The sequence below is a fragment of the Bacillus sp. ISL-47 genome (assembly GCF_018613175.1).
Taxonomy (GTDB): domain Bacteria; phylum Bacillota; class Bacilli; order Bacillales; family Cytobacillaceae; genus Cytobacillus.
In genome coordinates this window covers 32187-54178 of record NZ_JAGGQS010000027.1, presented here as the reverse complement: position 1 = coordinate 54178, position 21992 = coordinate 32187, and the positions used below count along the sequence as shown (strand labels likewise).

18 protein-coding genes are annotated in these 21992 nt (G+C 44.4%); 17 read left to right on the top strand and 1 reads right to left on the bottom strand.

Annotated features, from left to right (window positions below; translation table 11 throughout):
* Positions 1-537 precede the first annotated feature (537 nt).
* The 8 genes from J7I93_RS10780 (at position 538) to J7I93_RS10745 (ending at position 11832) form a co-directional block, all read left to right on the top strand.
* Complete coding sequence (locus J7I93_RS10780) at positions 538-1389, top strand: 3-hydroxybutyryl-CoA dehydrogenase (RefSeq protein WP_214725865.1); 852 nt, start codon at positions 538-540, stop codon at positions 1387-1389.
* An 84-nt stretch (positions 1390-1473) separates the two neighbouring features.
* Positions 1474-2604 (top strand): acyl-CoA dehydrogenase, encoded by a 1131-nt coding sequence (locus tag J7I93_RS10775; RefSeq protein WP_214725864.1) that lies wholly within the window; start codon positions 1474-1476, stop codon positions 2602-2604.
* A 310-nt stretch (positions 2605-2914) separates the two neighbouring features.
* Positions 2915-4054, top strand: a complete 1140-nt coding sequence (locus J7I93_RS10770; RefSeq protein WP_214725863.1) for an acyl-CoA dehydrogenase — start codon at positions 2915-2917, stop codon at positions 4052-4054.
* Between the two features lie 339 nt (positions 4055-4393).
* Positions 4394-5038: a TetR/AcrR family transcriptional regulator gene (locus J7I93_RS10765; RefSeq protein ID WP_214725862.1), complete on the top strand. Its 645-nt coding sequence runs from the start codon at positions 4394-4396 to the stop codon at positions 5036-5038.
* Between the two features lie 69 nt (positions 5039-5107).
* Positions 5108-8374: a fused isobutyryl-CoA mutase/GTPase IcmF gene (gene icmF / locus J7I93_RS10760; RefSeq protein ID WP_214725861.1), complete on the top strand. Its 3267-nt coding sequence runs from the start codon at positions 5108-5110 to the stop codon at positions 8372-8374.
* Between the two features lie 192 nt (positions 8375-8566).
* Complete coding sequence (locus tag J7I93_RS10755) at positions 8567-8743, top strand: hypothetical protein (RefSeq protein WP_214725860.1); 177 nt, start codon at positions 8567-8569, stop codon at positions 8741-8743.
* Positions 8744-9144: 401 nt separating this feature from the next.
* On the top strand, positions 9145-9729 hold the full coding sequence (gene rpoE / locus J7I93_RS10750) for a DNA-directed RNA polymerase subunit delta (protein WP_214725859.1): 585 nt from the start codon (positions 9145-9147) through the stop codon (positions 9727-9729).
* A 495-nt stretch (positions 9730-10224) separates the two neighbouring features.
* Positions 10225-11832: a CTP synthase gene (locus J7I93_RS10745; RefSeq protein ID WP_214725858.1), complete on the top strand. Its 1608-nt coding sequence runs from the start codon at positions 10225-10227 to the stop codon at positions 11830-11832.
* A 98-nt stretch (positions 11833-11930) separates the two neighbouring features.
* Here J7I93_RS10745 and J7I93_RS10740 read toward each other — a convergent pair whose 3' ends face one another.
* Complete coding sequence (locus J7I93_RS10740; protein ID WP_214725857.1) at positions 11931-12452, bottom strand: DUF2529 domain-containing protein; 522 nt, start codon at positions 12450-12452, stop codon at positions 11931-11933.
* Between the two features lie 215 nt (positions 12453-12667).
* Here J7I93_RS10740 and J7I93_RS10735 point away from each other — a divergent pair, with 215 nt between their 5' ends.
* The 9 genes from J7I93_RS10735 (at position 12668) to J7I93_RS10695 (ending at position 21969) form a co-directional block, all read left to right on the top strand.
* Positions 12668-13045, top strand: coding sequence for a response regulator (locus J7I93_RS10735; protein ID WP_181395926.1), 378 nt, complete (start codon positions 12668-12670; stop codon positions 13043-13045).
* 258 nt (positions 13046-13303) lie between these two features.
* Positions 13304-14161, top strand: a complete 858-nt coding sequence (locus J7I93_RS10730) for a class II fructose-bisphosphate aldolase (protein ID WP_214725856.1) — start codon at positions 13304-13306, stop codon at positions 14159-14161.
* A gap of 168 nt (positions 14162-14329) precedes the next feature.
* Positions 14330-14974 carry a fructose-6-phosphate aldolase gene (fsa, locus tag J7I93_RS10725; RefSeq protein WP_214725855.1) on the top strand — a complete coding sequence of 215 codons (645 nt, stop codon included), beginning with the start codon at positions 14330-14332 and terminating at the stop codon, positions 14972-14974.
* Positions 14975-15558: 584 nt separating this feature from the next.
* Positions 15559-16845, top strand: a complete 1287-nt coding sequence (locus tag J7I93_RS10720) for a UDP-N-acetylglucosamine 1-carboxyvinyltransferase (protein ID WP_214725854.1) — start codon at positions 15559-15561, stop codon at positions 16843-16845.
* Between the two features lie 123 nt (positions 16846-16968).
* Positions 16969-17931, top strand: a complete 963-nt coding sequence (gene glpX, locus J7I93_RS10715) for a class II fructose-bisphosphatase (protein ID WP_214725853.1) — start codon at positions 16969-16971, stop codon at positions 17929-17931.
* A gap of 347 nt (positions 17932-18278) precedes the next feature.
* The gene (gene rho / locus J7I93_RS10710) at positions 18279-19547 is read left to right on the top strand and encodes a transcription termination factor Rho (RefSeq protein ID WP_214725852.1); all 1269 of its coding nucleotides are present in this window, start codon (positions 18279-18281) and stop codon (positions 19545-19547) included.
* A 469-nt stretch (positions 19548-20016) separates the two neighbouring features.
* The gene (rpmE, locus tag J7I93_RS10705) at positions 20017-20229 is read left to right on the top strand and encodes a 50S ribosomal protein L31 (RefSeq protein ID WP_009332279.1); all 213 of its coding nucleotides are present in this window, start codon (positions 20017-20019) and stop codon (positions 20227-20229) included.
* A 386-nt stretch (positions 20230-20615) separates the two neighbouring features.
* On the top strand, positions 20616-21236 hold the full coding sequence (locus tag J7I93_RS10700) for a thymidine kinase (protein WP_214725851.1): 621 nt from the start codon (positions 20616-20618) through the stop codon (positions 21234-21236).
* A 292-nt stretch (positions 21237-21528) separates the two neighbouring features.
* Positions 21529-21969, top strand: a complete 441-nt coding sequence (locus J7I93_RS10695) for a hypothetical protein (protein ID WP_214725850.1) — start codon at positions 21529-21531, stop codon at positions 21967-21969.
* Positions 21970-21992: the final 23 nt, after the last annotated feature.

The following is a 21992-nucleotide window of genomic DNA, read 5'->3' as shown; positions in this document are numbered from 1 at the left end:
AACTTCCATTATGGATGATTCCATATCCAGGCAAGGCAGTCAAAGTGAAAAGCCTTTGACTGCCTTGCCTGGATATGAAGACAAAAATCCATGGAAGTCACGCTCGAAAAATGAAAAGGGAATGAACCCCTAAAGTTTTGGTTGAAAACTGTTGTATTAAATTTTACACAATAATCAGGACTTGACTAAAAAGAAACAGTTTAAATGCCTAATTCGGGGAATTATCGGTCAAAAAAAGCAGTATAATGGCCCATTCAAGGTATTTGCGGTCCTTAAAAGCAGTTTAACGGCCAAATTTTAGATTTTTTCGGCCCCAAAAGGCCATTTATCGGCCAAAACGAGCAGTTTATCGGCCAAATTCCAAGATTGAACGGTCAAAAATGGCAGTTTAGTAGATTGTATATGTTTTTTAAGCCATTTACCGGCCAAATAACGGCTTTTACCGGCCGAATTCATATATTTACCGGCCAATAGTAGTGATTTACCGGCCGAATCAGCAGAAATACCGGCCAAAGTTCAAGAACGGAGGATATGAACATGAACGTTAAAAACATTATGGTAATCGGTGCAGGACAAATGGGCTCGGGAATTGCACAGGTTTGTGCACAGGCAGGGTACAGCGTGCTGCTGAACGATCTGAAGGCGGAGTTTGTAGACCGGGGACTGGGCGTTATTAAAAAGAACCTTTCCCGTCAGGTGGAGAAGGAGCGCATGACAGCGGAGGAAATGGAAACGGTGCTTGGAAATGTAACCGCTTCAACCGACCTGCAGGATGTGAAAAATGTTGACCTGGTTATCGAAGCAGCTGTTGAAAATATGGATATTAAGACAAAGATCTTCAGCCAGCTGGATGAACTTGCTCCGGAGCATGCGATTTTGGCGAGCAATACATCATCTCTTCCTATTACCGAAATTGCTGCTGCCACGAACCGTCCAGAAAAAGTAATTGGCATGCACTTTATGAATCCGGTGCCTGTGATGAAGCTGGTTGAAATCATTCGCGGCCTGGCTACAGCAGATGAAGTGTATCAGACAATAGAGGACATCACCAAAACGCTTAAAAAAGTACCTGTTGAAGTAAATGATTTCCCTGGCTTTGTGTCCAACCGGATCTTAATGCCGATGATTAATGAAGCGGTGTATACCCTTTATGAAGGCGTTGCATCGAAAGAAGCGATCGATGAAGTGATGAAGCTTGGCATGAACCATCCGATGGGGCCGTTGACTTTAGCTGATTTCATCGGCTTGGATACGTGCCTGTATATTATGGAAACGCTTCACGAAGGCTTTGGCGATGATAAATACCGCCCATGCCCATTACTAAGAAAATATGTAAAAGCTGGCTGGCTCGGCAAGAAAACCGGCAGAGGCTTCTACGTTTACGAATAAAGAAAGGGCTTTAAGGGCCTTGAGACAGTTTTGCCAAATAGGGGCTTGGCTACTAAAAGCCAGGCGGCATCGGGGGGAAGACAAGTGAACCTGAGATTTACAGAAGAGCAGGAAATGATGAGAAAAATGGTGCGGGATTTTGCCCAGACGGAAATCGCTCCTTTTGTTGAAAAAATGGAGCAAGGCGGGTTTCCGAGGGAGATCCTTTGCAAAATGGGCGAGCTAGGCTTAATGGGGATTCCGATTCCGGAAAAATACGGCGGATCTGAAATGGATTTTACCTCCTATATTATTGCCATCCATGAATTGTCACGGGTTAGTGCAACGGTAGGAGTTATTTTATCAGTCCATACATCTGTGGGTACTAATCCGATTTTATATTTCGGGACGGAAGAGCAAAAGCAAAAATATGTACCGAAGCTTGCTTCAGGTGAGTACCTTGGGGCTTTCTGCCTTACAGAACCGAGCGCAGGCTCAGATGCGGGAAGTTTAAAATCGCGTGCAGTGAAAGACGGAGACGATTACGTCATTAATGGATCGAAAGTATTTATCACCAATGGCGGCGAGGCAGATGTGTATATCGTATTCGCATCAACCAATCCCGAGCTGGGCAGTAAAGGGGTATCGGCGTTTATCGTAGAGAAGGATACTCCAGGCCTTGTATTCGGAAAAGATGAACATAAGATGGGCTTGCACGGTTCCAGGACACTGCAGCTGACATTTGAGGATATGCGCGTTCCGGCTGAGAACCTTCTTGGCAATGAAGGCGAGGGCTTCAAAATTGCTATGGCAAACCTGGATGCAGGACGGATCGGGATTGCTGCCCAGGCACTTGGAATTGCAGAGGCTGCCTTTGAAGCAGCAGCCGATTATGCGAAAGAGCGCGTGCAATTCGGAAAGCCGATAGCAGCCCAGCAGGGAGTAGGATTTAAGCTTGCGGACATGGCGACAAACATCGAAGCTGCCAAGCTATTAATCTATCGGGCAGCAGAGCTTCGCCAGCGCGGCATCAAGTGCGGCCTTGAGGCATCTATGGCAAAGCTTTTTGCATCAAGAACGGCAGTGGAAGTGACAACAGAAGCGATCCAGGTTTACGGCGGCTACGGCTATACAGAAGAATACCCGGTTGAACGCTACTTCCGTGATGCGAAAATTACCGAAATCTACGAAGGAACCAGTGAAATACAGCGGATAGTCATCAGCAAGCAGCTGTAAAGACATCTTCTTGGAGGATGTTCTCGAAAGTTTGTTGGATAACTAAGTTTTTCCACTGAGTTGATTGTAGCGGAAGGCACTTGATCCTCGAAAATGCTGCCGCATTTTCTTCGTGCGGTGTTTATTCAAGGATGTTTTTTCAATGTCCTACGGGAGTAGTGTTCCAAGGGTGACCCCGCAGATGCAGAGCGTCGAGGAGGCTCCCGGTAGCCCCCTGGGTTCGCTGTGTGCCTGCAGCGGAAATCAACGGGTAGGATTATAAGGTCTTTTTGAAAATATCAAAGAAATCATTCAAAGCGAGGGACTGACAATGAATTTTCAATTAAGTGAAGAGCATGAAATGATAAGAAAGATGGTTCGCGATTTTGCCAGAAATGAAGTAGCTCCAACAGCAGCAGAGCGTGATGAGGAAGAGCGTTTTGATCGCGAAATCTTCAATAAGATGGCAGAGCTTGGCTTAACGGGTATTCCCTGGCCTGAAGAGTACGGCGGAATCGGCAGTGATTACCTGGCATACTGCATCGCGGTTGAGGAGCTTTCAAGAGTGTGTGCTTCAACAGGTGTTACCCTTTCTGCACATACATCCCTTGCAGGCTGGCCGATTTTCAAATTCGGCAGTGAGGAGCAAAAGCAAAAGTATCTAAAGCCAATGGCACAAGGTGAAAAAATCGGTGCATACGGACTGACTGAGCCTGGCAGCGGTTCTGATGCCGGCGGAATGAGAACGACTGCGCGTCTGGAAGGCGACCATTATGTATTGAACGGCAGCAAAATTTTCATTACAAACGGCGGAGTAGCAGATATTTATGTAGTATTTGCTTTAACAGATCCAGCCGAAAAACATAGAGGAACAACGGCATTTATTGTGGAGGCCGGCTTTGAAGGTTTCTCTGTAGGCAAGAAGGAAAAGAAATTGGGTATCCGTTCATCGCCGACTACAGAAATAATTTTTGAAGATTGCAAGGTTCCTGTTGAGAATGTGCTGGGAGAAGTTGGCGAAGGCTTCAAAATCGCCATGATGACACTTGACGGCGGCCGCAATGGTATCGCAGCACAGGCTGTCGGAATTGCCCAGGGTGCATTAGATGCTTCCGTCGAGTATGCAAAGGAGCGAGTGCAGTTTGGCAAGCCGATTGCTGCCCAGCAGGGGATCGGATTCAAGCTGGCGGACATGGCGACAAGCATTGAAGCTTCAAGACTATTAACTTATCAGGCAGCATGGCTGGAATCCGAAGGCCTCCCATACGGAAAGGAATCTGCGATGTCTAAGCTTCTAGCCGGCGACACGGCTATGAAGGTAACAACGGATGCGGTTCAAATCTTCGGCGGATACGGATATACAAAGGATTATCCGGTTGAGCGCTTTATGCGTGATGCAAAAATCACGCAGATTTACGAAGGAACGCAGGAAATTCAGCGTCTCGTAATCTCGCGGATGGTAACGAAATAAAAGGATCTCACAGTAGTTATTTCAAAGGCTATTTTCGTAACGTTTGTTGATTTTAGGCGACTGACTAGTTGATTGGAGCGGGGGGCACTTGATCCTCGAAATTTTTTCATGCGGTGTTTACACAAGGATGGTTATTCTATGGTCCTGCGGGAAGTGAGGGAATGTGAGACCCCGCAGGCATAGCCGGGGAGGCTCACATCGCTCCCCGCGGGTTCGCTGTGTGCCTGCCGCGGAAATCAACGGTCAGAATTCGTAAACTAACACAACATTCTATGAGGAAATCCTCTTCAAAATAAACAGGTATTCAGGGAATGATTCACGGGAGGCGGTAGATAAGTAATGAAGAAACGGGAAGTTCAAGCTTCTGTTAAAGATGAGCGTCTTGTCAAAAAGAGGCGTGATCAGATGATTAAAGGTGCCGTCACCCTTTTTATCCAAAAAGGGTTCCATCGTACAACAACTAGAGAAATCGCTAAGGCATCTGGTTTTAGTATCGGGACGCTTTATGAGTATATCCGGACCAAGGAAGACGTATTATATCTGGTTTGTGACAGCATCTATGATCAGGTTGCAGAGCGCCTGCAAAAGGGTCTTGATACAAATCAGGGCACGCTTGAAAGCCTGGAGCAGGGAATTGCCGATTATTTCAAGGTAGTCGATGAAATGCAGGATGAAGTGCTCGTCATGTACCAGGAAGTCAAATCCTTAACAAAGGACGCGCTTCCTTATGTTTTGAAAAAAGAAATCGAAATGGTTGGCATGTTCGAGCATGTCATCACACTTTGTGTGGAAAACGGAGAGCTGGACCTTCCGGAAGGAAAAATCAAGATGATTGCCCATAACATTTTTGTCCAAGGGCAAATGTGGGCGTTCCGGCGCTGGTCATTGCAAAAGTTGTACACGATTGATGAATATATCCAGCTGCAGACGGATCTGCTTTTTCAAGGGATAAAAAACCCAGACAAGGTTTCGGAAAAAGCTTAACAAGTTAAATTTTTATGCGCACAGCATCAGCTGCCCTGGTGCCTGCGCTTTCGGACAAGGGGGAGAAGTATGAGTAATCCAGAAGTGTATAAGCCGAAAAATCATATTCGCTTTGTAACAGCTTCGAGTCTTTTTGATGGCCATGATGCTTCCATTAACATTATGCGCAGAATCATTCAGGCGAGCGGTGCGGAGGTAATCCACCTGGGTCATAACCGTTCGGTAGAAGAAGTCGTGAACGCTGCGATTCAGGAAGATGTACAGGGAATCGCCATTTCCTCTTATCAGGGAGGGCATGTTGAGTATTTCAAGTATATGTATGACTTGCTGAAGGAAAGAGGCGCTTCCCATATCCGCATTTATGGCGGTGGCGGCGGGGTTATCATCCCGAAGGAAATCAAGGAATTGCATGAGTACGGAATCGCGAGAATTTTTTCGCCTGAAGATGGCCGAAAGCATGGCCTGCAGGGCATGATCAACCAGATGATTCAAGAATGTGATTTCCCTACATTCACAGCAGGATCATCCGGGCAAATTGAAAAGCTTCAGGAAGGGGAAACCAATGCGATTGCCAAGCTGATTACCCTTGCTGAGCATCAGGTTACGGAAAGCAAAGAAGCAGCGGCATCTCTTGAAACCGTGATGGAAAAAGTAAAGTCGCTTGAAAAACAGGTACCGGTTGTTGGGATTACGGGTACAGGCGGTGCCGGTAAAAGCTCCTTAACCGATGAGCTGATCCGCCGTTTTATCAACGAAGTCCCGGAAAAGAAGGTAGCCATTCTGTCCGTTGACCCGACAAAGCAAAAAACAGGTGGCGCGCTTCTGGGCGACCGGATTCGCATGAATGCGATCTTTAATCCGCGTGTTTATATGAGAAGCCTCGCAACTAGAAATTCCCGAAGTGAGCTTTCACTTGCGATTCAGGATGCAATTTCGGTTGTAAAGGCGGCCGGCTTTGACTTGATTATTGTGGAAACGAGCGGAATCGGGCAAGGGGATGCCGGCATTACTGAAATTTGCGATGTCTCTATGTATGTGATGACAAGTGAATTCGGCGCGCCTTCCCAGCTTGAGAAAATAGATATGATTGATTATGCAGACTTAATCGTTATTAATAAATTTGAGCGCAAAGGGTCTGAAGATGCCATGCGCCAGGTGCAAAAGCAATATCAGCGCAGCCGGATGCTTTTTGAAAAGGAACTGGAAGAAATGCCTGTATACGGTACGATTGCAAGCCAGTTCAATGATCCGGGAACAAATGCGGTGTTTGCTGCACTGGTTGAAACGATCAACAAAAATGCAGGCACAGGTTGGGAGACAAGTTTTACAAAAGAAGCGAAAGTGGAAAAGCAGAATGTCATTATCCCGAATGAGCAGCGGTATTATTTGCGTGAGGTTTCAGATACAGTACGCGGCTATCATAAAAAGGCAGAAGAGCAGGCCGATCTTGCCCGCAAATTGTTCCAGCTGGAAGGTGCTCTTCTTGCTGTAAAAGAACAGGAAGGAAATGAAGAGGCAATCTCTTCATTGGAAGCCATCAAAGCGTCGGTCGAAGACAAATTGACAGCTGAAACGAAGAAGATTCTTGAGGGCTGGGATCGTCTGAAGGAAAAATATGCAGGCGATCAGTTTGTGACGAAAATCCGCGATAAGGAAATCATAACGGTTTTAAAAACCAAGAGCTTATCAGGCCTGTCCATTCCAAAGGTGGCCCTTCCTAAGTACAAGGATTATGGAGAAATCATCCGCTGGGTGTATAGAGAAAATGTACCGGGCTCATTCCCGTACACAGCAGGCGTTTTCCCATTCAAACGCGAGGGAGAAGATCCAAAAAGGCAGTTTGCCGGCGAAGGTACGCCTGAACGGACGAATCGCCGTTTCCACTATCTTTCAAAAGATGATTCAGCCAAGCGTTTAAGCACAGCGTTTGACTCGGTTACTCTTTACGGAGAAGATCCGGATTACCGCCCGGACATTTACGGAAAAGTCGGGGAGAGCGGTGTCAGCGTTTGTACGCTTGATGATATGAAAAAACTGTATGCCGGATTTGATTTATGCCATCCATCTACATCTGTATCGATGACCATTAATGGGCCGGCTCCGATCATATTGGCTATGTTCATGAATACAGCCATTGAGCAGCAGATTGAAGCAAAAGAGCAGGAGCTTGGCCGAGTGCTCACTCCGGAAGAGTTTACGGAAGTAAGGGCGCAAACGCTGCAGACAGTGAGGGGAACGGTTCAGGCTGATATTTTAAAAGAAGACCAGGGCCAAAATACGTGTATCTTCTCTACAGAGTTTGCCTTAAGGATGATGGGGGATATCCAGCAGTACTTTATCGACCATAAGGTCCGCAATTATTACTCTGTTTCAATTTCAGGCTATCATATCGCAGAAGCGGGTGCGAACCCAATTTCGCAGCTGGCATTTACATTGGCAAATGGCTTCACATATGTAGAGTATTATTTGAGCAGAGGCATGAATATCAACGACTTTGCACCAAACCTTTCATTCTTCTTCTCAAACGGACTGGATCCTGAGTATACGGTGCTTGGCCGTGTGGCACGCCGCATCTGGGCGACTGTTATGAGAGATAAGTATGGCGCGAATGAAAGAAGCCAAAAGCTGAAGTACCATATCCAGACTTCCGGGCGGTCGCTGCATGCGCAGGAAATCGATTTTAACGATATTCGCACAACACTGCAGGCATTAATGGCACTTCAGGATAACTGTAACTCACTGCATACAAATGCTTATGATGAAGCGATTACCACTCCGACAGAAGAGTCTGTCCGCCGTGCGATGGCCATTCAGATGATCATTACAAAAGAACATGGATTATCCAAGAATGAAAATCCGCTTCAGGGTGCTTTCATCGTGGATGAGCTTACAGATCTTGTAGAGGAGCAGGTATTGAAGGAATTCGAACGCATTAATGACCGCGGCGGTGTACTTGGTGCCATGGAAACTCAATATCAGCGCGGAAAGATTCAGGATGAGTCTATGTATTATGAAATGAAGAAGCATACCGGTGAGCTTCCGATTATCGGGGTAAACACATACTTGAATCCGAATCCTCCTTCAGAGGAAGAAATGGACAATATGGAGCTGGCAAGAGCAACTAAAGAAGAAAAAGAAACTCAGATCCGCAATCTGCGCAGCTTCCAGGAGCGCAATAAAGATAAAGCAGAAGGGGCCTTGAACCAATTGAAGGAAACGGCAGTCAGCGGAGGCAACATTTTCGCTGCCTTAATGGAAACCGTCAAAGTGGCGAGCCTTGGACAAATCACACGTGCGCTTTATGAAGTGGGCGGGCAATATCGCAGGAATATGTAGATAAAATAAGGCATCCAAAGGCCGATGGAGTCAATAATTGAAATTAAGGCTTGCAGCCTCATGCTGCAGGCCTTTACTTCTTCTGAGTGATAACCTAATTTTTACACGGAATACATACAAAATACATCCGTATCCTATATAATGGAATCATTATACATAGCGGTGCACTTCGGGGCTTGAGGATGTGAAAATGTGAAGAAATTATTTCTGTATGCAGCTCTAGTGGGAGCTAGTGCGGGCGTTTACTTCCTATACGAAAGACAGCTTGGAGCCATTGCCTTCTTTTTATTATCATTTTATTTTACTTGGCTGGCGTATAAACAGATGGATCAGCCTTTGAAAGGCCGGAAAAGAAACAGGGTGGATTAAACTCTTCTATTTATAGGCATGAAATACACTGCTTTGATTTTGGCACCCTGCTGAGTGGAGCGGGTCGCAGGGAGACTTCGCAGGTGCGTATGCGCCAGGATGCTCCCTGACCCCTGCGGAAAGCTGGTTTCAAGAGCGGAAATCAACAGGCCTTTTCATTAACGTTTATGTTTAGCAGGGCTGGAAAGTACAAAACTGCAGAAAAAATGCCAGAACAGCAGATATAACTGGCATAAACCGTAAAAATTTGTTTATAATGAAGAATATGTCTTCTTGGGGGCAGTTCAAGTGTTTTTTTGTGCTCTCAAAATATAGAGCCAATAGGGCTTCATTTAAGTTTGTGCGTGTTTTTGTTATTTACGCTGCCTAATAGCGTTACATAGGGAAAGGAAGTGCTGATATTGAGTTTGGAACAATTCTCAAAAGAAGAATTACAAGAAATGTCATTAATTGAAGTGGCTTATGAACTTTTAAAAAGCAAAAAAGAACCGATGGCTTTTAATGACATTATGGATGAAGTGACTAAGATTCTGAACCTTTCAAAGGAACAAGTTAAATCGAAAATTGCACAGTTCTACACTGATTTAAATATAGATGGACATTTTATTGGATTGGGCGACAACCGCTGGGGTCTTCGTTCATGGTATCCGGTAGACCAATATGAAGAAGAAGTCGTTTCCGTTATCAAGCCTAAGAAGAAAAAGGCGAAGAAGAAGGTCGCCGATGATGATCTTGACCTTGAAGATTATGATGAACTGGATGAAGAGGATATCGATTATGATGACGACGGTTTTGATGATGACGATCTGACAGATGACGATGATGATGATCTTCTTGATGATGACGACGATCTTGACGAAGACTTCGAGGATGACGCTGAAATTATTGATAAAGATGAAGAAGAATTCGATCTTGATGAAGATGATGACGATGATGACCTTGAAGAAGATGAACTTGAACTGGATGAGGACGAAGAAGATTTATAATCTTGACTTTTCGTTTCAGGGCTTGTAGAATACTTTTTGGGCTCCTTAAAAAAGGAACGATTCGTTAGACGCTAATAGCGCTCCCTTACTTTATAAGTAAGCGGAGCGCTTTTTATTTTTGGCTCTGTTAAAGCTCATTGTTTATATTTGCAACCTGTTGAATGGAGTGGAAGGAGCGAGACTCCAGCGGGAGAAGCGGGTCAAAGGGAGACCCCGCAGGCGCGGCTGCGCCGAGGAGGCTCCCGGACCGCCCGCGGAAAGCGAGCTCCTGGAGCGGAAATCAGCAGGCAAGTGTAACAGAGCCTTATTTTTTATATGGGAGAGGCGAACGATCGTCTCTTCTAAGGGTGAATGGATAAAATTGCGTTTCCTCCCCTTTGCCGAATGGTGCAGCTTCGGATTGAAAAAATCCTGCAGCTGGAAGATAGAATTTTTTTAATGAAGTCTTTAAACCAAGACGAATATGCACAAACTGATATTGAGGGGGAATTTTACATGACAAAGTATATTTTTGTAACAGGCGGGGTTGTATCATCATTAGGAAAAGGGATTACAGCAGCATCACTTGGGCGCCTTTTGAAAAACAGAGGTTTAACGGTTACGATTCAAAAATTTGATCCTTACATAAATGTGGATCCGGGAACAATGAGCCCGTACCAGCATGGTGAGGTATTCGTAACGGGTGACGGTGCAGAGACTGACTTGGACCTGGGCCACTATGAGCGCTTTGTTGATATTAACCTGACAAAGTACAGCAGTGTAACAACGGGTAAAATCTACTCAACGGTGCTTAGAAAAGAACGCCGTGGAGATTATAACGGAGGAACTGTACAGGTTATTCCGCATATTACCAATGAAATTAAGGATAAAGTATTCCGTGCAGGTCACGAAACCAATGCGGATGTGGTCATTACAGAAATCGGCGGAACAGTAGGGGACATTGAATCACTTCCATTCCTAGAAGCAATTCGCCAGATCAAGAGCGACATCGGCCGTGACAATGTGATGTACATTCACTGTACGCTGGTTCCTTATATCAAAGCGGCAGGAGAAATGAAAACAAAACCGACTCAGCACAGCGTAAAAGAACTAAGAAGCCTTGGCATCCAGCCAAACGTAATTGTTCTTCGTACAGAAATGCCGATTTCCCAGGACATGAAGGATAAAATTGCGTTATTCTGTGATATCGATAAAGAAGCAGTTATTGAAGCAACCGATGCAGAAACTTTATATTCCGTACCGTTATCGCTTCAAGAGCAGCATCTTGACCAGATTGTCTGCAAACATTTGAAGCTTGAGTGCGGAGAAGCAGACATGGCAGAGTGGAATCAGCTTGTGGACAAGGTTCTAAACCTGTCTAAGAAAACCAAGATTGCCCTTGTCGGTAAATATGTTGAATTGCAGGATGCCTATATTTCTGTAGTAGAAGCATTAAAACATGCAGGCTATGCTTTTGATTCTGATATTGAGATAAAATGGATTAACTCTGAAGAAGTGAACAAAGATAATGTAACAGAATTACTAAACGATGCAGATGGAATCCTTGTTCCGGGCGGATTCGGAGACCGCGGGATTGAAGGTAAAATTCTTGCGATCCAATTTGCACGCGAAAATAAAAAGCCATTCCTTGGCATTTGCCTTGGCATGCAGCTTGCTTCCATTGAATTTGCAAGAAACGTACTGGGCCTAAAGGATGCACATTCTGCAGAAATTAACCCTGAAACGGAACACCCAATCATCGACCTTCTGCCTGAGCAAAAGGACATCGAAGATTTAGGCGGAACATTGAGACTTGGGGTACAAGCTTGTAAATTGGAAGAAGACACGAAAGCATTTGAAGCTTACCAGGATGAAGTGGTTTATGAGCGCCATCGCCATCGCTATGAGTTTAACAACCATTACCGCCAGGATATGGAGAAGGCCGGATTTGTCTTTTCTGGTACAAGCCCGGACGGCCGCTTAGTGGAAATCATCGAGGTGAAGGACCATCCTTGGTTCGTGGCATCTCAGTTCCATCCGGAGTTTATTTCAAGGCCAACACGCCCGCAGCCTTTATTCCGTGAGTTTATTGGGGCATCACTGAAATTTAGCGAGAAATTATAAGATATGAAAAAATCCCTCCAGGTGCGGAGGGATTTTTTTATGGGCATGAACGAGCGCGAGAAGATTTTCGCGATATGTTTAAAATTTCTTTGAAAATACTATTCGTATTCCGCCAAAATCTCTTCAATTGTAAATTTGATTCCGTAATACACAAATAAAGCAGCCATGGAGGCAGGGTAACCAAAACGGTTTCCTTCTTCGTCAGGAAGGAGCCCTTTCGTTAGCTTCAAATCGATGTGAACATCGGCCAAATTGGCTAGGTTTTCGCTGCGATCAGCTTTTTCCGTACTCACTGCCACAAAAGGGATGCCTTTGTCGGCTAGTTTTTTTGCTAATGAAATAGCCTCATCATCATCAGAATATCTTGAAAAAATAATCAATCTGTCTGTTTCCGAAATTTCGTTATCATTCCCCCAAATTGCCGCATCCCGGAGCGGTTCCATGCTTTGGGTAGCTTCATAGCCGATACTGCTCATTTCATGAGTACCATATATATATATTTTTCCATCGCCTGCAGCGGCTTGGGCCAGTAAGCGCGCGCTGTCTTCGATGGCGAATTCCTCTTTCTCCTGCAATCGCTTAAACAAGCCTGTAAGCTGGGTAGAGAACATTTTTAACAAAGTATTTCACTCCTTCAGTCACTGCTTCCTGGGATTCTATTATAGTGAATCAAGAGGAAAAGGTAAAATATTCACGGTTAAATTGTAAAAAATAGCAGGAAATATGCTGTTTTATAGAGAAATTACCTGTAGGAGAATGTACAGTTAAGTGACCTGCAGTCATAATTGAGTAAGTATTTAATCAAAGTGCTTTTAAAACGACAGGAAGAGGTGGCTTGATGAAAGGGAAAATTTTAATCGTAGATGATCAGTTCGGAATCCGCATTTTACTTAATGAGGTATTACAGAAAGAAGGGTACGACACATACCAGGCTGCCAATGGAGTCCAGGCTCTCGACATTGTTTCCAAGCATTCGCCTGACCTCGTCCTTCTGGATATGAAAATTCCAGGAATGGACGGGATTGAAATTTTAAAAAGAATGAGAGTGGTTGATAAGGATATCCGGGTCATTATCATGACTGCGTATGGTGAGCTGGATATGATTCAGGAAGCCAAAGATCTAGGTGCTCTTACCCACTTTGCAAAACCATTTGATATTGATGATATTCGGGCAGCCGTAAAGAAGTATTTGCCGGTTCCCAATTCCAATTAAGGTGTAAAAAAAACCGTTTTTACCCTGAAATTCCATCGGCTTGAAAATGATAGCGTTTGCTTTATGACAATTAAGAAAAACGCTCTAGATTAATGGCTTTTCTAAATCCTTTTTGGTATGATAACAAATGAATTCCAAAGGATCGCTTTCGTTTAACAGGGGATTTTAAGGGTACATATTCGTTAGTGTTAAGGGGAAAACTTTAACAGTCCATGCCCTGTGAAAAACTTAATCGATCATCAATAAGGAGGAAGAAAAATGCCTTTAGTTTCTATGACTGAAATGCTGAACAAAGCAAAATCAGAAGGCTATGCAGTAGGTCAATTTAACTTAAACAACCTTGAGTTCACTCAAGCTATCCTGCAGGCTGCAGAAGAGGAAAAGTCACCTGTAATCCTTGGTGTTTCCGAAGGTGCGGCTCGTTACATGGGCGGCTTCGTAACGGTTGTAAAAATGGTTGAAGGACTGCTGGAAGATTACAAAATTACAGTTCCAGTGGCTATTCACTTAGACCACGGTTCAAGTTTTGATAAATGTAAAGAAGCAATCGAAGCAGGATTCACTTCTGTTATGATCGACGCTTCTCATGATCCGTTTGAAGAAAACGTAGCAACTACCAGCAAAGTAGTTGAATATGCGCATGCAAAAGGCGTTTCAGTTGAAGCAGAGTTAGGAACTGTCGGAGGACAGGAAGACGATGTTGTTGCTGACGGCGTTATTTATGCAGATGCAAAAGAATGTGAAGAGCTAGTGAAGCGTACAGGCATCGACTGCCTTGCACCAGCACTAGGTTCTGTTCATGGCCCTTACAAAGGTGAGCCTAACTTAGGTTTCGTTGAAATGGAAGAAATCGGAAACCTTACGGGTGTTCCTTTAGTTCTTCATGGCGGAACAGGTATCCCAACAAAAGATATTCAAAAAGCAGTTTCATTAGGAACAGCTAAAATCAATGTAAATACAGAGAACCAAATTGCTTCTGCAAAGCGTGTTCGTGAAGTATTGGCAGCAGATACAGAAATGTATGATCCACGCAAATACTTAGGTCCTGCACGTGAAGCGATTAAAGAAACAGTTATCGGCAAAATGCGTGAGTTTGGTTCTTCTAACAAAGCATAATTTAAGAACTGAACAAGTAATAAGAGAAACCGCCTTCTAGTTTTAGGGGCGGTTTCCCTGTATATTATATTACTTAAGGGTTGCAGGTTACCCAAGGCTTTACAGAATAGAGACTTTATTTAATAATACATAGATAATTATCAAAATATTAAACAAGGTGGGATTATTATGAAGTTTTTTATCGATACGGCAAACATGGAAGAAATTAAAGAAGCATTTTCGCTTGGGGTAGTAGCTGGTGTAACAACCAATCCATCATTGGTTGCGAAAGAAAAAAATGTATCCTTTCCTGACCGCCTTCGCGAAATTACGGAATTGGTTCCCGGGTCCGTTAGTGCAGAAGTAATCGCCCTTGATGCAGAAGGAATGATTAGAGAAGGGAAAGAGCTAGCTGCAATTGCGCCAAACATTACAATCAAGGTTCCGATGACCCCGGATGGATTAAAGGCCGTTAGCGCTTTTTCAAAAGAAGGCATTAAAACAAACGTTACTTTAATCTTCAGTGCCAACCAGGCGCTGCTTGCGGCAAGAGCTGGGGCTACTTATGTTTCACCGTTCCTTGGACGCTTGGACGATATTGGCCATAACGGTCTTGATTTAATTTCAACGATTGCAGAAATCTTCGCTATTCATGACATTGAAACGGAAATCATTGCAGCTTCCATTAGACATCCTCAGCACGTTACCGATGCCGCTTTAAGAGGTGCGGATATTGCTACGGTTCCTTATAAAGTAATCCAGCAATTATTCAACCATCCACTGACAGATAAGGGAATTGAAGCATTCTTGGCGGACTGGAATTCAAGAGGATAATTGATTCTTCGGTAAAATAACTCTAGGTACCCGGCTTTGTATCCGCTGCATAAGGCAAGCGGAGCAAAGCCGGCCCCATAACCTGAACCTCTGCTTTTAGTACTTCTTTCTTAATTTTAACTTTTTTCGTTATCGATACATGAGATTTGATTTTTCGTGTAAACTATAAGATAAAGATAATGTCGGAATCTGCAAAAAACAGTTGGAAAATTGTTCCTTATACATCTTGCAATGTTGTAAACTACAGATACGTGATAATATGAAAGTGCATATTTTCCCAAGGGATTTTTCTGACATTAATATTAGGACAAGCCTATTTCGGTTTCTTATAGAAGCTAGGGCTATTTTCTGGCGTAATTGGTTAGAAAAGTAGTGTATAGCTTTTGCTGTAAGGGCTCTCATTAGAAAAGCGGAAGTGCCTTGTTCAGCCCCGGCAAGCATAAGACGAATCACGCAGGAAATCCTGATTTCTGGAGTGATTTGGCTTATGACTCGAGGGGCTAGGCACTGGAGCTGGACAGTTATCTAATTAAGAGTTGCTCTCAGCAGTGCACGATTAACAACGGCTTAGAAGGGAGTTACAAATGGAAAAGCTTATGATTGCAGGCGGTTATCCTTTAAAAGGAACAGTCCGGATTAGCGGAGCCAAGAACAGTGCGGTGGCATTGATCCCGGCTACCATTTTAGCGGAGTCGCCTGTGACAATTGAAGGTTTGCCGGATATTTCGGACGTTCAAATTTTAAAAGATCTGCTTGAAGAAATAGGGGGAACAGTTGAATTTACAGACAATGATATGACAGTTGATCCCTCTTCCATGATTTCCATGCCTTTGCCGAACGGAAAAGTAAAAAAATTACGTGCTTCCTATTACTTGATGGGAGCCATGCTTGGCCGTTTTAAAAAAGCGGTGATTGGCTTGCCTGGAGGCTGTCACCTTGGTCCAAGGCCGATCGACCAGCATATTAAAGGGTTTGAAGCGCTTGGCGCACGTGTGACCAACGAGCAGGGAGCCATTTATTTGCGTGCCGATGAATTGCGCGGGGCGCGAATTTATCTGGATGTTGTCAGCGTCGGGGCAACCATTAATATCATGCTAGCCGCCGTTCGGGCGAAGGGCAGGACGATCATCGAAAATGCCGCCAAAGAACCCGAAATTATCGATGTTGCTACATTGCTGACCAATATGGGTGCCAAAATTAAGGGAGCCGGAACAGATGTCATCCGAATTGACGGAGTCGATCACCTGCATGGCTGCCAGCATACCATTATTCCTGACCGGATTGAAGCTGGAACCTATATGATCGTTGGTGCAGCAGCGGGAGAAGGTGTACTGATTGATAATGTCATTCCTCATCACCTCGAATCGCTGATTGCAAAGCTTCGTGAAATGGGTGTTCAGATCGAAACGAAGGACGATCAGGTTTTTGTTGGTCCGGCTGATAAAAAGAAAGCTGTCGATATTAAAACACTGGTATACCCTGGTTTTCCTACGGACCTTCAGCAGCCGCTGACTTCGCTGCTTACAGGGGCAGAAGGAACAAGCATGGTCACAGACACCATTTATAGTGCCCGTTTTAAACATATTGATGAGCTTCGCAGAATGAATGCGAATATTAAGGTGGAAGGCCGTTCCGCCATTATTAACGGTCCAGTCCAGCTCCAGGGTGCCAAAGTAAAGGCAAGCGATCTGAGAGCAGGGGCTGCACTTGTGATTGCTGGCTTAATGGCTGAGGGCGTCACAGAAGTAACAGGCCTTGAACATATTGACAGAGGCTACAGCCATCTGGTCGAAAAACTGAATGGGCTGGGTGCCACAATCTGGCGCGAAGAAATGAGTAAAGAAGAACTGGAACAAATGAAAAACGCTTAGTTTCAATTAAAATAAAGAGAACTTTACACCAATAAAAAAGGCGGGTGATGCGGCGCCGGGATCTTAAACCGGCCCGCCATTCACCCATGCAATTCTGCCTTAGAATCTGGGGAGGAAAGATCGATGGAAAGAAGTTTGTCAATGGAGCTTGTCCGTGTAACGGAAGGTGCTGCTTTAGCATCAGCACGCTGGATGGGGCGCGGTTTAAAGGATGAAGCGGATGATGCAGCTACTTCTGCGATGAGAGATGTGTTTGATACTGTGCCAATGAAGGGAACAGTGGTTATCGGAGAAGGTGAAATGGATGAGGCGCCTATGCTTTACATTGGGGAAAAGCTTGGAACAGGCTACGGGCCTCGCGTCGATGTAGCTGTTGATCCATTGGAAGGTACGAATATCGTAGCATCTGGCGGCTGGAATGCACTGGCTGTACTGGCTGTTGCTGACCATGGAAACCTGCTTCATGCTCCGGATATGTACATGGATAAAATTGCTGTCGGTCCTGAAGCCGTAGGACAAATTGATATTAACGCTTCTGTTTTGGATAATTTGAAAGCGGTCGCAAGAGCAAAAAATAAAGATATCAATGATGTCGTGGCAACCGTTCTTAACCGTGAGCGCCATGAGCATATTATCAGCCAGCTGCGAGATGCGGGGGCAAGAATCAAACTAATCAATGACGGTGACGTGGCTGGAGCGATTAATACAGCTTTCGACGAAACGGGTGTAGACATCCTGTTCGGTTCAGGCGGTGCTCCTGAAGGCGTTCTTGCAGCGGTTGCCCTTAAATGCCTTGGCGGAGAAATCCAGGGTAAACTTCTCCCTCAAAACGATGCAGAAGTAGAGCGATGCCTAAAGATGGGCCTTGATATTAACAAGGTTCTATTAATGGAAGACCTGGTAAGAGGCGATGATGCCATATTTGCCGCAACAGGTGTAACAGACGGAGAGCTTCTTAAAGGCGTACAGTTTAAAGGTTCATACGGTTCAACTCATTCAGTTGTTATGCGTGCCAAATCAGGGACTGTCCGCTTTATTGAAGGTCGCCATAGCTTAAATAAAAAGCCTAATCTTGTTATTAAATAGAGAGCAAAATAGATTGAAAATGAGGGCTGGCCTCTAATGCCAGCCTGCTCATTTTCATTTCCTTCCTGCTATATTTTCCATTTAAAAAATTGTTATTGATTAATTTTTAGATTTAGGGGTAAAATAGAGATTGTTTTTTACTGAAGAGGAAACCTCCTTATTTCAACTGAAAACGGACATCAAACCGGTCCATTCCTCGAAACCTTTTATTAAGAACATAAGTAGACATTCTTCAACTTTTTCAAGAACCTCAAAAGCGTCTTTCCCATTCCTTTCATATAAAGTCCTATATTCGTACAGCTGCATATGAAGGAAATAATTGAAAATTTCAAAAGTGTGGTGTGAAAATGGGTTTAAACATTTCAAGTTTAGAAAATATGAAGCTAAAAGAGCTTTATGAACTTGCCCGTGAATATAAAGTTTCTTATTACAGCAAGTTATCGAAAAAAGAATTAATTTTTGCCATCCTGAAAGCAAGGGCAGAGCAGGAAGGTTACTTTTTCATGGAAGGTGTCCTGGAAATCATCCAATCAGAGGGCTTTGGCTTCCTTCGTCCGATCAACTATTCGCCAAGCTCAGAGGACATTTATATTTCCGCTTCGCAGATTCGCCGCTTTGATTTAAGAAACGGAGATAAAGTATCCGGGAAGGTCCGCCCTCCAAAGGAAAATGAACGCTATTTCGGCCTGCTTCAAGTAGAAGCGGTTAATGGCGATGATCCGGAATCAGCGAAAGAGCGTGTTCATTTCCCAGGATTGACGCCTTTATATCCAAACCGTCATATGAAGCTGGAAACAGGTACAAGACAGGTTTCCACACGAATTATGGACTTGCTTGCCCCAGTCGGTTTTGGGCAGCGCGGTTTGATCGTTGCGCCTCCTAAAGCAGGTAAAACGATGCTTTTAAAAGAAATTGCCAACAGCATTACAACGAATCATCCGGAAGCAGAATTAATCGTCCTATTGATTGACGAGCGTCCGGAAGAGGTAACGGACATAGAGCGCTCGGTTGTTGGCGATGTTGTCAGCTCAACGTTTGACGAAGTGCCGGAGAACCATATTAAAGTGGCTGAGCTTGTGCTTGAGCGTGCCATGCGTTTAGTTGAACATAAGCGCGATGTTGTCATTTTGATGGATAGCATTACAAGACTGGCAAGAGCTTATAACCTTGTCATTCCTCCAAGCGGAAGAACATTGTCAGGCGGTATTGACCCTGCTGCATTCCACCGTCCAAAGCGTTTCTTTGGTGCGGCCCGCAATATCGAAGAAGGCGGAAGCTTAACGATTCTTGCGACTGCGCTTGTTGATACAGGTTCACGAATGGACGATGTAATTTACGAAGAGTTTAAGGGTACTGGAAATATGGAACTTCACCTTGACCGCTCACTGGCTGAAAGAAGAATATTCCCGGCCATCGACATTCGCCGTTCCGGAACGCGCAAAGAAGAATTGCTTATCCAAAAAGACCACCTGGACAAACTATGGGCAATCCGCAAATCCATGTCCGACTCACCTGACTTTGCAGAAAAGCTCCTTCGCAGGCTGAAACAGACAAAATCAAATGAGGAATTCTTTGCTAATCTGGCTGAGGAAATGAAGGCTAAGCGGTCTCATTAACATTTGAAAGTTTTTAGCAGCTTTTTTGGAAGGCTTTTTTGTAAAAGGCTTTTTTCGACGGAAAACTAATGCTAGCCCACTGAGTTGATTGGAGCGGAGGGCACTTGATCCTCGAAAATGCATCCGCATTTTCTTCGTGCGGTGCTAATTCAAGGAAGCATATTCAATGTCCTGCGGGAGGAGAGGGAGCGGGAGACCCCACAGGCGAAGCCGAGGAGGCTCCCGTTCCTCCCCGCGGAAAGCAAGTGCCCGCAGCGGAAATCAACGGGCAACATTAATAAACAAAACAACCATTTATGAGAAACGAGTTGCCTTTTGGAAAATACAGGCTGCATAATTCCCTTATTGCAAAATATACTTGGACTTGTTATAATGATGACAGTGTGTTTTTGAAGTTTACGGCAATTCCAGATTGCCCGTAATATATAACTCTGTTTCGAATGATTCAGGGCGGAAGGAGATGAAAAGAATGAAATCAGGAATTCATCCTAACTATAAAAAAGCAATGGTGAAATGTGCTTGCGGTAATGAGTTCGAAACGGGTTCTGTTCAAGAAGAGATCCGCGTTGAGACTTGCTCTGAGTGCCACCCATTCTATACTGGACGTCAAAAATTCGCTGAAGCTGGCGGACGTGTTGACCGTTTCAACAAGAAATACGGCATCAAGTCAGAACAAAAATAATAAACAACAAAAACAGGCAAGTTAACTTTCTTGCCTGTTTTTTATTGCTAATGAAGGCCGCAAGCCGGTCTTTATGCGGATATGAAGAACTGTTTTGCCAGGGCCATTTTACCCAAGGCTCTGAAAAAGCGCACGAGTAAAAAAGGAATTTTAACAGCTCGACCCTTTCTTCATAAAATAATAATTAGAACAAAAAATAGAAAAGTGTAATTTTTGAAGTCTGACGGGTGTCTAGCTTCAGGCGCCATCGGCTCGAGGTCATAAGCCAATCCGCCAAAAAGGTAAAGAGCAACCTTTTCGTCGGCTTTTCTTATGCTTGTCGCCGATGAGCAGGCGCCTTACGCATTTCGATTATATTAGATAGAACGAGGAAGGAGAGGCCGTTCATGTACGTTATGAATCATCACGGATGGGTGGAAGTCATTTGCGGAAGCATGTTTTCAGGCAAATCAGAAGAGCTGATTCGCCGTGTACGAAGAGCTCAGTTTGCCAAACAGCAAATTGCTGTTTTTAAGCCGCAAATTGATAACCGGTACAGTGATGAGGCTGTCGTTTCACACAATGGAACTTCTATCATAGCTAGACCTGTAATCCAGTCTACCGATATTTTTAAATACATTAATCCTGAAATTGATTTGATTGCCATCGATGAGGTGCAGTTTTTTGACAACGAAATCGTGAAGGTCATCCAGCATCTGGCTGACAGCGGACACCGTGTAATCGCTGCCGGACTTGATCAGGACTTCCGCGGAGAGCCATTTGGCCAAATGCCTGCCATTATGGCGATTGCTGAATTGGTTACAAAGCTTCAGGCTGTATGTGCCGTTTGCGGATCGCCTGCAAGCCGTACACAGCGCCTGATCAATGGAAAGCCAGCTTCATACGATGATCCCGTTATCCTGGTTGGCGCATCAGAAGCATATGAACCGCGCTGCCGCCATCATCATGAAGTTCCCAAATCGCCCAATGTTATAGAAAATCCTGAGACAACTGAGTCTTTATCATAATTTTAATACTTAACGATCTCTCTGCCCTGGCGTTGTTCCGGGCAGTTTTTTTATGTAGTAAAAGGACGGGGCTGTAATCGCATCAGACTGGGAAGTGGTGCAAAAAATCGGAAAGTGACGCATATATACTGGAAAGTGATTCATAAAAAGTAAAAGTGAAGCATATATCAGCCCAACTGCTTCATAAAAACAGAAAGTGAAGTATAAACAAAAAAGAGCAGCCCAATTTCCCTTAATTTGGCCCGCACAATCCTCCTTATAGCGGACATGCTATAAAAAGGAGGTGTTAGTTATGAAAAAGCTTGGTGTTTTCATTCTGATGCTCGCATTTATGGCTGGCTGTGCCCAGGATCAGGGGACAGATAATGCTTATAACCAAGAGAGCAGGGATGGCACTTCATTTATTAACAATGATCTGGATCGCCCAGAGGACAATGATACGCTGGACAGGACTTTTAGCGGCGACCAGAATCCTAATTTTATAAATTTCGATGGCAAACGCCTGGACAACCAGGATGATATCAACCATGCCCGCAAAGTAGTTGCTGCAAATGAAGGCTACCGCCCTGGTGCTGTTTGGGTAAATGGAGAAGATATGTGGGTAACAGCTTACCGTAAAGGCATGATGACCAATCAGGAAAAAATCGATGCCGAAGCACAATTGCATAAAATGCTTATAAAAGCTCTTCCTCGTTATCATATTGAAGTAAAAGTCCAGGAAGACCGCACATAAAATGCCCTGCTTTACAGGGCATT